This is a genomic window from Streptomyces tritici (assembly GCF_048500665.1).
In the GTDB taxonomy this organism is placed as follows: Bacteria; Actinomycetota; Actinomycetes; order Streptomycetales; family Streptomycetaceae; genus Streptomyces; species Streptomyces tritici.
Window position 1 is genome coordinate 3,148,567 of record NZ_CP183183.1, and the last position, 13,371, is coordinate 3,161,937.

The following is a 13,371-nucleotide window of genomic DNA, read 5'->3' on the forward strand; positions in this document are numbered from 1 at the left end:
AACCGCAGGTAGGGGGCATGATCACGCGACTTACTTCTTCTTGCCCTGGTTCTTGACGGCCTCGATGGCGGCCGCGGCGGCCTCCGGGTCGAGGTAGGTGCCGCCGGGGTTCAGGGGCTTGAAGTTCTCGTCCAGCTCGTAGACCAGCGGGATGCCCGTGGGGATGTTCAGGCCCGCGATGTCCGCGTCCGAGATGCCGTCCAGGTGCTTCACCAGGGCGCGCAGGCTGTTGCCGTGGGCGGCGACCAGGACGGTGCGGCCGGCCAGCAGGTCCGGGACGATGCCGTCGTACCAGTACGGCAGCATGCGCTGGACGACGTCCTTCAGGCACTCCGTGCGCGGGCGCAGCTCCGGCGGGATCGTCGCGTAGCGGGCGTCGTTCGCCTGGGAGTACTCGTTGTCGTCGGCGAGCGGCGGCGGCGGGGTGTCGTACGAGCGGCGCCACAGCATGAACTGCTCCTCGCCGAACTCGGCGAGCGTCTGCGCCTTGTCCTTGCCCTGCAGCGCACCGTAGTGGCGCTCGTTCAGGCGCCACGAGCGGTGGACCGGGATCCAGTGGCGGTCGGCGGCCTCCAGCGCGAGCTGCGCGGTGCGGATCGCGCGCTTCTGCAGGGAGGTGTGCAGCACGTCGGGCAGCAGGCCGGCGTCCTTCAGCAGCTCACCGCCGCGGACCGCCTCCTTCTCGCCCTTCTCGGTGAGGTTGACGTCCACCCAGCCGGTGAACAGGTTCTTCGCGTTCCACTCGCTCTCGCCGTGGCGGAGGAGGATCAGCTTGTACGGTGCGTCGGCCATGCGTACGAGGTTAGTCGACGGCCCTTCCCCGTCGCTCCCCGCGCCCGAGTGGCGGACAGGGCGCCGGGCGCCAATTCGGTGGCGGCCTCCCCTTGACGGCGCGTAAGTTACGCATACCGTCCGGGACGCTTACAGACGCAGGGGGACCCCCAGAGATGTCCATCGCCTCACTACGACGCTCCGCCGTCGCCACCGTGTCCGGTCTGCCCGGCGGCTTCTGGTGGCTCTGGCTCTCCACCCTGGTCAACCGCACCGGCGCCTTCGTCCTGACCTTCCTGTCCCTCTTCCTCACCCAGGAACTCGGCCACTCCGCCTGGTTCGCCGGCCTGGTCGTCGCCCTGCACGGCCTCGGCGGCGTCGCCGGCTCGCCCCTCGGCGGGCTGCTCACGGACCGCTGGGGCCGGCGGCCCACCATGATCACGATGCACCTGGCGGCCGCCTCCTGCACCGCCTCGCTCGCCTTCGTGCGCAGCGCCTGGGCCGTCGCCGTCGTGGTCCTGCTCATGGGCGTCGCCATGCAGGCCGTCCGGCCGTCCATCAACGCGACCATCGCCGACATGGTCCCCGCGGACGACGTCCGCCGCGCCTACGCGCTCAACTACTGGGCCCTCAACCTCGGCTTCGCCATCGCCGCCATCGGCGGCGGCGCCGCGATCGTGCTCGGCTACCGCACCCTCTTCCTCGCCGACGCGATCGCCACCTCCCTCTGCGCCCTGATCGTCTTCCTGCGGCTCCCCGAGACCCGCCCCGCGGCCGCCGTCGACAAGGCCGGCAACGTCGTCGCCGAGGAGAAGGTCAGCATCCTGGACGTCCTGAAGGACGCGCCCTTCCGCACCCTCGTGCTGCTCAACCTGCTGGTCTGCCTGGTCTTCACCGCCCCCTGGGTCGGCCTGCCGCTCACCATGGCCGAGGAGGGCCTGTCGCCCTCCGCGTACGGCGTGGTCATCGCCGTCAACGGCATCGTGATCGTCGGCTTCCAGCTGCTGGTCAACAAGCTCACCGACAAGCGCTCGCCGGTCCTGCTGCTGACCCTCTCCTCGCTGCTCTTCGCGCTCGGCACCGGCGCCACCGCCCTGGCCGGCACCTCCTTCGTCTTCGCCGCGACCGTGGTCGTCTGGACGATCGGCGAGATGATCCACGTCCCCACCAACGCCGCCGCCACCGCCCGGCTCGCGCCGGAGCACGCCCGCGGCCGCTACCAGGGCGTCATGGGCATGTCCTGGTCCGTCGCGGGCTTCGTCGCCCCGATCGGGGCCGGCTGGATCGTCGAGGGGCCCGGTTCGGAGGCACTGTGGCTCGCCTGCGGCGCCATCGGCTGCCTCGCCGCGGCCGGGTACACCACCCTGCTGCGCAAGGCTCTGTCGGAGGACGAGGAGACCGCCGCCGCGCCCGGCGACGTCTCGGACCCCTCGGACGCCTCCGGCTCCTCGGACGCCTCCGGCCCCGTGGGCGCCTCCGACGCCCCTGCCGCCGGCGACACCTCCGACGTCCCCGGCGCTCCCGGCGTCAAGGACGCCGCCCGGGCCTGACCGTCAGTCCTGCTTGCGCGTCAGGTGCGCGAACGCGTCCAGGTTGCGCGTCGACTCGCCGCGCGCCACCCGCCACTCGTACTCGCGCCGGATCGCCGACGCGAAACCGAGCTCCAGGAGGGTGTTGAAGTCGCCGTCCGCCGCCTCCAGGACCTGGCCCAGGAGGCGGTCAAGCTCCTCCGGGACGACCGCGGCCAGCGGCAGCCGGCCGGCCAGGTAGACGTCGCCGAGGGAGTCGACGGCGTACCCCACGCCGTACAGCTTCAGGTTGCGTTCGAGCAGCCAGCGGTGGACGCCGGCCTCGTTCTCGTCGGGGTGGCGGATGACGAAGGCGTTCAGGGAGAGCGAGTGCCGGCCCACCCGCAGCGACAGGGTCGTGAAGAGCTTGCGGGTACCGGGGAGTTTGACGACGTACGAACCGGGTTCGGGTGACTCCCACTCCAGTTCCGCGTCTTTCAGGGTCTCCTCGACGACCTGCCGGGCACGTGCGACGTCAGCCATGGTGCGAGCGTACGCGACGGCGGTGCTCGCTCAGCCGCCTGTCGTGCATCGCCGCCGTGTACACGTCCGCCGTGCCCGACGCGGCGGTGTCCCAGCCGAACGAGCCGGCGTGCCGGGCGGCCGCCTCGCCCATCCGCGCCGTGAGTTCCGGGGACTCGGCGAACCGGCCCAGCGCCCGCGCGTAGTCCGCCGGGTCGTGGCCCGGGACCAGGAAGCCGGTCACCCCGTCCCGTACGGCGACGGGCAGTCCGCCCACCGCGGCCGCCACGACCGGCGTGCCGGCCGCCTGCGCCTCGATGGCGACGAGACCGAAGGACTCGCTGTACGAGGGCATGACGAGCACGCTCGCCGCCCGGAACCAGTCCGCGAGCCGGTCCTGCCCCACCGGCGGGTGGAAGCGGACGACGTCCGCGATGCCCAGCCGCGCGGCGAGCTTCTGCAGCCCCTCCGGCTTGGCCAGGCCGCTGCCGCTGGGGCCGCCGACCACCGGGACGACCATGCGGGAGCGCAGCGACGGGTCGTGGTTGAGCAGCAGGGCGGCCGCGCGCAGCAGGATGTCGGGGGCCTTCAGCGGCTGGATGCGGCCGGCGAAGACGGGGATGAAGGCGTCCGCCGGCAGGCCGAGGCGGGCGCGGGCCGCGGCCCGGCCGTCCGCGGGCCGGAAGTGGTCGAGGTTCACGCCCGGGTGGACGACGGCGACCTTGCCGGGGTCGGCGTCGTAGTACCGGACGAGCTCGTCGGCCTCTTCGGCGGTGTTGGCGATCAGCCGGTCCGCCGCCGAGACGATCTGCGTCTCGCCGATGACCCGCGCCGTGGGCTCGGGGGTGTCGCCCGCGGCCAGCGCCGCGTTCTTGACCTTGGCCATGGTGTGCATGGCGTGCACCAGCGGGACGCCCCAGCGCTCGGCGGCCAGCCAGCCGACGTGGCCGGAGAGCCAGTAGTGCGAGTGGACGAGGTCGTAGTGGCCGGGCCGCTCCCCCGCCCACGCCTGCATCACGCCGTGCGTGAAGGCGCAGAGCTGCGCCGGCAGCTCCTCCTTCGCCAGGCCCTCGTACGGGCCGGCGTCGATGTGCCGGACGAGGACGCCGGGGGCGAGCTCGACGACGGGGGCGAGGCCGCCGGCCGTGGCCCGGGTGAAGATCTCGACCTCGATGTTGATCGCGGCCAGCCGTTTGGCCAGCTCCACGATGTACACGTTCATGCCGCCCGCGTCGCCGGTGCCCGGCTGGTGCAGGGGCGAGGTGTGCACGCTGAGCATGGCGACCCGGCGCGGGGTGCGGTGCCGGCCGGGGAAGCGGAGCCTGGGCGGCGCCGCCAGGGTGCCGGCGAACCGGGACACGTACTGGCTCACGTCGGCGGTCCTTCCGCTCGGGGCGCTGTCGGGCGTGGCGCACGGCAGTGCGTACGCGTACGGGCATGACGACCGGAGGGCGTGCGTCGTCCTCCGACCGGCAGAACACCGGAACACCTCCTTTCATTTCCTCCGGGCCCCCTCCGGGCCTCGTTTTGCCAATTCATTGCCCGGTACACCGGTGTAGCGGGAGCCCGGCCAGCGGCGCGGCGACCCCGGGAGTCCGTGGCTCCGGGCCCCGGTCCCGGTGCCTCGCCCGGGCCGTACGCTCATGTCATGGCCCCGCGCACCACCCGCCCCGTCGGCACCCCGACCCGCGGGACCACCAACCCCAATCGCCTGCGCCGCATGGACCGCTGGATCGCCGCCGTGCACGGCCCCGCGCTGCGCCGCGCCGACGGGCCCCCGGTGGCGGTGGACCTCGGCTACGGGGCGGCGCCCTGGACCGCCGTGGAGCTCCTCGGCCGGCTGCGCACCGCCGATCCGCGGGCCCGGGTGGTCGGCGTCGAGATCGAGCCGGCCCGGGTGGAGGCGGCGAAGCCGTACGAGCGCGAGGGCCTGGCCTTCGTGCACGGCGGCTTCGAGGTGCCGGTCCCGGGCGAGGTCGCGCTGATCCGGGCGGCGAACGTGCTGCGCCAGTACGACGAGGGCGAGGTCGCCGCGGTGTGGCGGCGGCTGTGCGCGCGGCTGGCCCCGGAGGGGCTGCTGGTGGAGGGGACCTGCGACGAGATCGGGCGGCGGCACGTGTGGGTGGCGCTGGGGCCGGAGGGGCCGCGGACGGTGACCTTCGCCACGCGGCTCGGCTCGCTGGAGCGCCCGTCGGACCTCGCGGAGCGGCTGCCGAAGGCGCTCATCCACCGCAATGTGCCGGGCGAGCCGGTGCACGCCTTCCTGCGCGACTTCGACCGGGCGTGGGCGGCGGCCGCCCCGTACGCCTCGCTCGGGGCGCGGCAGCGCTGGATCCGGTCGGTGCGGGACCTGGCGGCGGACTGGCCGCTGCGGGACGGGCCGCGCCGCTGGCGGCAGGGCGAGGTGACGGTCGCCTGGTCGGCGCTCGCGCCGGCCGAGGACCGCTGAGTTCCCCTCACCCCCCTTTCGGGGGACGGAAGTCGAACGGGGAACGGATCGGCGTCGCCCTTCGTCCCCTGTGGGGGGAAGTGACCCGCCGGGGCCGGGTTTCCTCTGTCGTTTTGCCGTGTCGCGTGGCACTATCACCAAGGTCACCGCGAAGTTACTGACGGTAAATCAGGTCTGACGGTCCGACAGGGAACCAGGGGGAGCCAGTGAACCGACGCCGTTGCGCCACCGCCGCGATCACCGTGGTCAGCGCCTTGACGTTGCTGGCATCGCCGATGCTCGTCCTGCCCGCGCACGCCGCGCCCGAGCCGCCGCCGGCCGGCGCGCCGAAGAAGACCCTCGAAGAGGTCCGCAAGGAGATCGACGCGCTGTACCGCAAGGCGGCCGCGGCCACCGACGCGTACAACCTCGCCGAGGAGCAGACGAAGCAGCAGTCCGCCGAGATCGTGCAGCTGGCCCGGATGATCGTGGCCGGCCAGGCCCGGATCGAGCAGCTGAAGACCCACGCCGGCGCCGCGGCCCGCGCCCAGTACCGCAACGGCGGACTGCCCGAGAGCGCCCAGCTCGTCCTCACCGACGACCCCCAGCTCTTCCTCGACAACGCCGGCCGCCTCAAGCAGGGCCAGAAGGCCACCAAGGACCTCCTCGGCGAACTGGCCCGCTCCCAGGAGGAGCTGACGGCCTACACCAAGGAGGCCGGGGAGAACTGGACCAAGCTGGAGGCCAACCGCGTCAAGCAGGCCCGGGCGAAGAAGGAGATCAACGACAAGATCGCCGCGGCGAAGAAGCTGGAGTCCGAGCTCGCCGCCGAGGAGCGGATCCGGCTGATGAAGCTGGAGGAGGACGCCCAGTACCGCATGCAGACCACGTGGCTGAGCTCCGGCATCCTCAAGGAGCTGGACGGCAAGGCCACGGAGCAGGGCCGCAGGGCGGTGGAGTTCGCCACCGCGCAGATCGGCAAGCCCTACGTGTGGGGCGCCGAGGGGCCCGGCTCGTACGACTGCTCCGGGCTGACCCAGCGGGCCTGGTCCGTGGCCGGGCAGAACATCCCGCGCACCTCGCAGGAGCAGTGGCGGCTGCTGCCCCGGGTGGACATCAAGGACATGCGGCCCGGCGACCTGATCGTCTACTACAAGGACGCCAGCCACATCGGCATGTACGTCGGCAACGGCGCGATGGTCCACGCGCCGCGCCCCGGGCGGAACGTCACCCTGGCCGGCGCCGGCTCGATGGAGATCCTCGGGGTCGTCCGCCCGGAGCGGTGACCGCCCGGGCGGTGACCGGTCCGAGCGGTGATTGCCGGAGCCGGGCCCCGCGGACACGGCGGGCCGGCTCACGGGTACGGTGACCCGGGTCACGAACGGCGCCCCGGCGGCGTGATGTTCGTCATGGCCCGGCGGTCGGCATCCTCCCCATGCGCGGCATATGCCAAGGTCCCTTCGAGGTTCACCGCGTGATCGCCATTCCGCTCCACCGCGCAGTACCGCTATGGTCCCCGTCGGTGGGGCGCGGTTCGCGTCCCGCCGTGCCCTCGGGGGGAGGGAAGGAAACCAGGACGATGCCCGTACCCGTACCGCGACAGAGGACCACTTCGGCGGCCCCCGTCGTGGAGGCCGGCACAGCCACTGGCGCCGAGCTGACGCTGCTGGTGATCGAGGACGACCCGGCAGGCGCGTTCGCCGTACCGGACCTGCTCGACGGCGCCGGGCCGCGGCTGCGCATCCGTACCGCCCGCAACCTCACCGAGGCGGAGCGGCTCCTCACCGACGACGTGCACTGCGTCCTCGTCGACCTCGCCCTGCCCGGCGCCGGCGACGACCCGCTCGCCCCGCTGCGCCACGTGCTGCGCCTCGCGCCCCGGCACGCCGTCCTGGCCCTCGCGGCCTCCTCGGACGCCGAGCTGGCCGCCGAGGCGGTACGGGTCGGGGCGCAGGACCACCTGTTCCGCGAGGAGCTCGACGGCCGGCTGCTCAGCAGGGCCATCCGCTACGCCGTGGAGCGCAAGCGCGCCGACTCGGCCCAGGTGAAGCTGGCCGAGTCCCGGCTGCGCGCCCAGGAGAACGCCCGCCTGGAGCGCGGGCTGCTGCCGACGCCGCTCCTGGAGGGCTCGGACCTGCGGTTCGCCGCCCGCTACCGGCCGGGCCGCTCCCGCGCCCTGCTCGGCGGCGACTTCTACGACACCGTCCGCACCCCCGACGGCACGGTTCACGCCATGATCGGCGACGTCTGCGGGCACGGCCCGGACGAGGCGGCGCTCGGCGTGGAGCTGCGGATCGCCTGGCGCGCGCTGACCTTCGCGGGTCTGTGCGGGGACGAGCTGCTCTCCACGCTCCAGCAGGTCCTGGAGCACGAGCGGGAGAACGACGAGATCTTCGCGACGCTCTGCACGGTCGACATCGCGCCCGACGGGCGGCGGGCCGGCCTGTGCCTGGCGGGCCACCCCTCGCCGCTGATCGCCCGGCACGGCCGGGCGGCGCAACTGCTGCCGTACGAGGACAGCGGCCCGGCGCTCGGGCTGCTGCCGCGGGCGCGCTGGCCGCGCCGGCAGGTGGAGCTGGGCGCCTCGTGGAGCCTGATGATGTACACGGACGGCCTGATCGAGGGCCGCTCGGCGGGCCCGGATTCGCCGCGGCTGGGCCAGGACGGGATGGTCGCCATGATCAACCGGCAGCTGGCGGAGGGCCTGCGGGGCGAGGAGCTGCTGGAGGCGGCGGTCACGGAGGTCCGCGCGCTGAACGGCGGCGAGCTGACGGACGACGTGGCGGTGCTGCTGCTGGACCGGCGACGGTAGTCGCGTCCGTGCACGAGGAAGGGCCCGGACGTGATGTCCGGGCCCTTCGTCGTACGTGCGGGGCCGGGGTCAGCGGCCGCCGTTGTAGGGGCCGTACGGGCCGTCGCTGCTGGAGCCGCGGCGGCCGCCGCCCGAGACCTGCCGGAGGGCGGGCCGGACGTCGACCATGAAGACGATGGCCGCGATCAGGCCGGCGACCTGCAGGAAGAGCATCGGCAGGACCACGTTCAGCAGCAGGTTGACGCCGAGCAGGATCAGCCAGAACTTCTTCGTCTGCTTGTCCGCCGCGCGGTAGGCGTCCTCACGGGCCATGGCGGCGACGACGAACGAGACCACGGCGAAGCCGAGCATCACCAGGTTGATGACCAGCCAGAGGATCGAGTCGAAGTTCCAGAAGAAGGAATCGAAGCCCGTGCCGAACATCTGCGTACCGCCTCATGAGTGGGAATGCGCCTCGTGGCCCTCGCCGTCAAGGTACCCGCTTCAACGCGCGGGGCACCTGGTTGGTGCCCGGCGCGCTGCCGCCGTACCCCTGCGGGCGCCTACTTCTCGGTGACGGAGGCGGTCTTCTTGGCCGGGGCCTTGCGGGTGGTGGTCTTGCGGGCAGCGGGCTTGCCGTTGGTCTCCGCCGCGGCCCCGGTCTCCGTGTCCGCCTTCGCCTCGGCCTTGGGCTCGGTCTTCGGCTCCGGCTCGACGACGACGGCGATCTCGGTGAGCTCCTCGGCGGCCTCGCCGCGCCAGGCGCGGACGGCCTCCTCGCCGTGCGCGGCGACCTCCTCGTACTTCTCGCGCGCCTTCACGGCGTACTCGGCGGCCACGCCGACCCCGCGCAGGGCGAGGTCCTGGGCGGTCTCGCCGAGCTTCTTCAGGTCGGTGTCGAGGCTGCCGACGACCTCGGCGACCTTGGCCTGGACGACCGCCTGGGCCTCCTTGGCCTGCGCGGCGACCTTCTCCTGCACGGCCTTGGGGTCCGTCCGGCGCACGGCCTCGATCCGCGCGGGCGCCTCGGCGGCGAGCTGCTCGATGAGACCGGGCACCTTGCGGGCCTGCTGGACGGCGAGGTCGGCGGTGCCGGCGGCGAAGTAGAGAGGGGTGCGCAGCTCTTCGATGATGGCCATGACGGTGGTCCTCCCGGATGTGGTCGACATACTCACGTCGTAGGTCGCTCGGCGGCATCGGTCCCGGCGTCCGCGGTGGACGCGGCGGCGCTCTCGGCGGCGTTCTCCTTGCGGAACGAGTCGTAGATCTGGAGCAGCACCTGCTTCTGCCGCTCGTTGATCGACGGGTCGGCCAGGATCGCGGCGCGCGTCTCCAGCTCGTCCCGCTCCGTCTCGTCGAGGATCCCCGCCCGGACGTACAGCGTCTCGGCGGAGATCCGCAGCGCCTTCGCGACCTGTTGCAGCACCTCGGCGCTTGGCTTGCGCAGCCCGCGCTCGATCTGGCTCAGGTACGGATTGGACACCCCGGCCGCCTCGGCGAGCTGCCGCAACGACAGCTGCGCGGTGCGCCGCTGCTCGCGCAGGTACTCCCCGAGATTGCCGACATTGAGCGATGCCATGCCCCCGATGATGCCCACCCGCGCTAACTTTTGCAAGCACCCGCTTGCAGAAGTTACCCAGACCTCATCCCGGAAACCCGGAAGACGGCACGGACGCCGCCCCCCTAGCGTTCCGCCATGACCACGCCTCACCACGCCGACACGCCCGAAACGCCCGATGAGCAGCCGCACGTCACCATCCCCTGCCGCGACAACCCGGCCGTCGGCGTGCGCCTCTGCGACGCCCGCGACGCCGGCAGGGACGCCGTGCACCACGCCGTCGAGGCACGGGCGCCCGGGCTGGCGGCGCGCCTGGACGAGGTGGTGGCCTGGACCTGGGGCGGCGACGGGCTCGCGGCGTTCCTGGAGCGGCTGGCCGCGGAGTACCGCGGATGGGACGGCGAGCGGAGCTGGGAGACGGACGACGGGGATCTGGCCGTCTCGGTGTTCCGGTCCGGCGGGCTGGTCGGGCTGACCTGGACTCTGCGCCCCTGGCGGCGGGCGGCGGGCGGCTGGAGCGCGTCCGTGACGACCTGGGTGGAGGCCGGGGAGCAGATGGCGGGCCTGGCGGCGGACGTACGGCACTTTCTGGCGAGCGGGGCAAACAAATCTGTTGCTCGATAATCCGCGACGGATCGATCGGTCGTTACCCTGGCGGACATGACAGCGATGGCACCCACTCGTACCGAACACGACCTGTCGTTCCTCCTCGATCACACCAGCCATGTGCTGCGGACGCAGATGACGGCGCGGCTGGGGGAGATCGGGCTGACGCCGCGGATGCACTGCGTGCTCGTGCACGCCCTGGAGGAGGAGCGGACGCAGGCGCAGCTCGCCGAGATCGGGGACATGGACAAGACGACGATGGTCGTCACCGTCGACACCCTGGAACAGGCCGGACTCGCCGAGCGGCGGCCGTCCAGCACGGACCGCCGGGCCCGCATCATCGCGGTCACGGAGGCCGGGGCGAAGGTGGCCGAGCAGAGCCAGCGCATCGTCGACGAGGTGCACCGGAGCGCCCTCCACTCCCTGCCCGAGGAGGAGCGGACGACGCTCGTACGGGCACTGAACCAGCTGGTCAGCGGGCACCTGGAGACCCCGGTCGAGAGCGCGCGGCCGGCCCGGCGGGCACGCCAGAAGAACTGAACGATCCGGAAAAGATAGTCTGCAACAAAACCATCTGCTACGGTCTCTCCTGTTGGCTCCCGACGACAGGAGAGACCGCCATGACCACCACCTCCCTCGCGCCCGCACCGGCCCCCGCCGCGGCCGCGCCCTCCCGCTGGCTCGCCCTCGGCGTGCTCGCCACGAGCATGCTGATGACGATCCTCGACGGCAGCATCGTCACCGTCGCGATGCCCGCCATCCAGAGCGACCTGGGCTTCACGCCGGTCGGGCTGAGCTGGGTGGTCAACGCGTACCTGATCGCCTTCGGTTCGCTGCTCCTGCTGTCGGGACGGCTCGGCGACCTGATCGGCAGGAAGCGGATGTTCCTCGCCGGCACGGGCGTGTTCACCGTCGCCTCGCTGCTCGCGGGCGCCGCCACGACCCCCGGTCTCCTGATCGCCGCCCGCTTCCTGCAGGGCGTGGGCAGCGCGATGGCGTCCGCCGTGAGCCTCGGCATCCTGATCACCCTCTTCACCGACCCCCGCGAACGGGCCCGCGCCATCGCGGTGTTCAGCTTCACCGGCGCGGCGGGCGCGTCGATCGGCCAGGTGCTCGGCGGCCTCCTGACCGACGCGCTCGCCTGGAACTGGATCTTCTTCATCAACCTCCCCATCGGCATCGCCGCCGTCCTGGCCGCCCTCCCCGCCCTGCCCTCCGACCGCGGCCTCGGCCTGCGCGCCGGCGCCGACGCCCTCGGCGCGCTGCTGGCCACCTCCGGCCTGATGACGGGCATCTACGCGGTCGTCAAGATCGAGGAGTACGGCGCGGGCTCCGCCCGCACGCTCGGCCTCGGCGCCCTCGCGCTCGCCCTCCTCGCCGGCTTCCTGGTCCGCCAGGCCAAGGCCGCGAACCCGCTGATGCCGCTGCGGATCCTGCGCTCGCGCAGCGTCGCCGGCGCGAACCTGGTCCAGGTGCTGATGGTCGCCGCGATGTTCTCGTTCCAGATCCTCGTCGCGCTCTACCTGCAGAAGGTCCTCGGCTACAGCGCCGCGCAGACCGGCCTCGCGATGCTGCCGGCCGCGGTGATGATCGGCGCGGTGTCCCTGGGCGTCTCCGCCCGCCTCATGTCCCGCTTCGGCGAGCGCAACGTCCTGCTGGCCGGCCTCGTCCTGCTGCTCGGCGCGCTCGCCCTGCTGATCCGCGTCCCGGTCCACGCCTCGTACGCCACGGACCTCCTGCCCGTGATGCTGCTCGTCGCGGGCGGCGGCCTCGCCCTGCCGGCCGTGACGTCGCTGGGCATGTCCGGAGCCCGGGAGGCGGACGCGGGCCTGGCCTCGGGCCTGTTCAACACCACCCAGCAGATCGGCATGGCCCTCGGCATCGCCGTCCTCTCCACCCTCGCCGCCACCCGCACCGAGACCCTCACCGAGGCCGGCCGGCCGCTCGCGGAGGCCCTCACCGGCGGCTACCACCTCGCCTTCACCGTCGGCGCCGCCCTCCTCCTGACCGCCCTCGCAGCCACCGCCACCATCCTGAAGCCCCCGGCCAAGACCCCCGCCGAGACCCCTGCCGAGGCCCCTGCCAAGGCCCCTGCCACGGCCCCTGCGGGCGTCTGAACCCCCGTCACACCCCTCCGGCCGCGCCCCTGTTCGTAACGGGGAGCGGCCGGTGGCGTGTCAGCGGGGGGCGGGGGCGTCGATGAGGACGGCGATGCCGTCGAGGACGCGGGCCAGGCCGAAGCGGAATTCGTAGTCGGGCTCGTCGGGGCCGTCCAGGACGCCCGCGTCGAGCATGCGCGCCACCGCGGGGAAGCGGGCCGGGTCGGCGAGGCGGCGCAGGGTCCGGCCGTAGCGGGCGAGGGTGGTCTCCGGGGCGTCGCCGCCGGCCGCGACCACGGCCGCGAGGTCGGCCATGATCTGGGCCTCGTTCCGGACGAAGCCGCCGAGCAGCATGATCACCGAGACCTTCGTGCCCTCGTCGAGGCCGGTGTCCTCCAGGGCCCGCATGCCCTGTTCCCACCAGGCCACCGCGTTCGGCGTCGCGGGCGGGCCCGAGACGGGGATGCGGAGCACCCACAGGTTGCGGTGGTAGACCTCGCGCATCCCCCACGCCCAGCGCTCCAGCGCCGTGCGCCAGGGCGTGCCGGGCGGGAACAGCTCGGGCGGCTCGCCGGTGGCCGCGTCCTGCATCAGGACGTACAGCTCGCTCTTCGCGCCGATGTACCGGTACAGCGACATCGGCGCGACGCCGAGCTCCTTCGCGAGCCGGCCCATCGAGACCGCGTCCAGGCCCTCCGCCGAGGCCAGTGCCATCGCCGCGTCGACGATGCGGTGCAGGGTCAGCCCGGGCTTCGGCCCCTTCGAGGGCCGCTCCCGCAGTCCCCAGGCCGCCTCGATGCTCGCCGGCAGAAACGCTCCGCCGTCGCCCGCACCGGCACCCTCGCCCGTACCGCCGCTCTCCGCCGTACGGCCACTCTCGCCCGTACGGCCACTCCCGCCCGGACGGCCACTCTTCCCCGTACGGCCGCCCTCGCCCGTACGGCCGCCGTCGCCCTTGCCGCCGCCGTCCGTCATGCCGCGCCCGCCTCCTCGCCCCTGCTCCTTGACGTCCATCCTAGTAATGCGTAACCCTTACGCAGTAGTGCGTATGCCCTACGCAGTACTCCGCGACCGCCCCTGGGAGGGAC

Annotated in this window: 14 protein-coding genes; 7 read left to right on the plus strand and 7 right to left on the minus strand. The window is 73.0% G+C overall.

The window, feature by feature from the left end; all coding sequences use genetic code 11:
* Positions 1 to 30: 30 nt before the first annotated feature.
* Complete coding sequence (locus ACNJ93_RS14410; RefSeq protein WP_418957814.1) at positions 31 to 792, minus strand: phosphoglyceromutase; 762 nt, start codon at positions 790 to 792, stop codon at positions 31 to 33.
* Positions 793 to 947: 155 nt separating this feature from the next.
* Here ACNJ93_RS14410 and ACNJ93_RS14415 point away from each other — a divergent pair, with 155 nt between their 5' ends.
* Positions 948 to 2,321, plus strand: a complete 1,374-nt coding sequence (locus ACNJ93_RS14415; RefSeq protein ID WP_418957815.1) for an MDR family MFS transporter — start codon at positions 948 to 950, stop codon at positions 2,319 to 2,321.
* Positions 2,322 to 2,324: 3 nt separating this feature from the next.
* Here ACNJ93_RS14415 and ACNJ93_RS14420 read toward each other — a convergent pair whose 3' ends face one another.
* Positions 2,325 to 2,822 (minus strand): YbjN domain-containing protein, encoded by a 498-nt coding sequence (locus tag ACNJ93_RS14420; protein ID WP_418957816.1) that lies wholly within the window; start codon positions 2,820 to 2,822, stop codon positions 2,325 to 2,327.
* Entirely contained in the window at positions 2,815 to 4,173 is a 1,359-nt protein-coding gene (mshA, locus tag ACNJ93_RS14425) for a D-inositol-3-phosphate glycosyltransferase (RefSeq protein ID WP_418957817.1), read from the minus strand. Before mshA ends, ACNJ93_RS14420 begins: the two co-directional genes overlap by 8 nt.
* A gap of 276 nt (positions 4,174 to 4,449) precedes the next feature.
* On the opposite strand from mshA, the gene ACNJ93_RS14430 reads away from it, so the two are divergent.
* The 3 genes from ACNJ93_RS14430 (at position 4,450) to ACNJ93_RS14440 (ending at position 8,041) form a co-directional block, all read left to right on the plus strand.
* On the plus strand, positions 4,450 to 5,250 hold the full coding sequence (locus ACNJ93_RS14430) for a class I SAM-dependent methyltransferase (RefSeq protein ID WP_418957818.1): 801 nt from the start codon (positions 4,450 to 4,452) through the stop codon (positions 5,248 to 5,250).
* Between the two features lie 206 nt (positions 5,251 to 5,456).
* Entirely contained in the window at positions 5,457 to 6,515 is a 1,059-nt protein-coding gene (locus ACNJ93_RS14435; protein ID WP_418957819.1) for an NlpC/P60 family protein, read from the plus strand.
* A gap of 293 nt (positions 6,516 to 6,808) precedes the next feature.
* The gene (locus tag ACNJ93_RS14440; protein ID WP_418957820.1) at positions 6,809 to 8,041 is read left to right on the plus strand and encodes a PP2C family protein-serine/threonine phosphatase; all 1,233 of its coding nucleotides are present in this window, start codon (positions 6,809 to 6,811) and stop codon (positions 8,039 to 8,041) included.
* 69 nt (positions 8,042 to 8,110) lie between these two features.
* Here ACNJ93_RS14440 and ACNJ93_RS14445 read toward each other — a convergent pair whose 3' ends face one another.
* From ACNJ93_RS14445 to ACNJ93_RS14455, 3 genes are all read right to left on the minus strand, one after another.
* Positions 8,111 to 8,464 carry a DUF2516 family protein gene (locus ACNJ93_RS14445; RefSeq protein ID WP_418957821.1) on the minus strand — a complete coding sequence of 118 codons (354 nt, stop codon included), beginning with the start codon at positions 8,462 to 8,464 and terminating at the stop codon, positions 8,111 to 8,113.
* A 119-nt stretch (positions 8,465 to 8,583) separates the two neighbouring features.
* Entirely contained in the window at positions 8,584 to 9,159 is a 576-nt protein-coding gene (locus ACNJ93_RS14450; RefSeq protein ID WP_418957822.1) for a hypothetical protein, read from the minus strand.
* Positions 9,160 to 9,191: 32 nt separating this feature from the next.
* Complete coding sequence (locus tag ACNJ93_RS14455) at positions 9,192 to 9,599, minus strand: helix-turn-helix domain-containing protein (protein ID WP_418957823.1); 408 nt, start codon at positions 9,597 to 9,599, stop codon at positions 9,192 to 9,194.
* Between the two features lie 117 nt (positions 9,600 to 9,716).
* Between ACNJ93_RS14455 and ACNJ93_RS14460 the strand changes: the two genes are divergently transcribed.
* From ACNJ93_RS14460 to ACNJ93_RS14470, 3 genes are all read left to right on the plus strand, one after another.
* A complete protein-coding gene (locus tag ACNJ93_RS14460; RefSeq protein WP_418957824.1) occupies positions 9,717 to 10,202 on the plus strand; it encodes a DUF6228 family protein in 486 nt (161 codons plus the stop codon).
* A gap of 36 nt (positions 10,203 to 10,238) precedes the next feature.
* Positions 10,239 to 10,724, plus strand: coding sequence for a MarR family winged helix-turn-helix transcriptional regulator (locus ACNJ93_RS14465; RefSeq protein ID WP_418957825.1), 486 nt, complete (start codon positions 10,239 to 10,241; stop codon positions 10,722 to 10,724).
* A gap of 80 nt (positions 10,725 to 10,804) precedes the next feature.
* On the plus strand, positions 10,805 to 12,301 hold the full coding sequence (locus ACNJ93_RS14470) for an MFS transporter (protein ID WP_418957826.1): 1,497 nt from the start codon (positions 10,805 to 10,807) through the stop codon (positions 12,299 to 12,301).
* Positions 12,302 to 12,361: 60 nt separating this feature from the next.
* Here ACNJ93_RS14470 and ACNJ93_RS14475 read toward each other — a convergent pair whose 3' ends face one another.
* Positions 12,362 to 13,258, minus strand: coding sequence for a TetR/AcrR family transcriptional regulator (locus ACNJ93_RS14475; protein ID WP_418957827.1), 897 nt, complete (start codon positions 13,256 to 13,258; stop codon positions 12,362 to 12,364).
* Between the last annotated feature and the right edge of the window lie 113 nt (positions 13,259 to 13,371).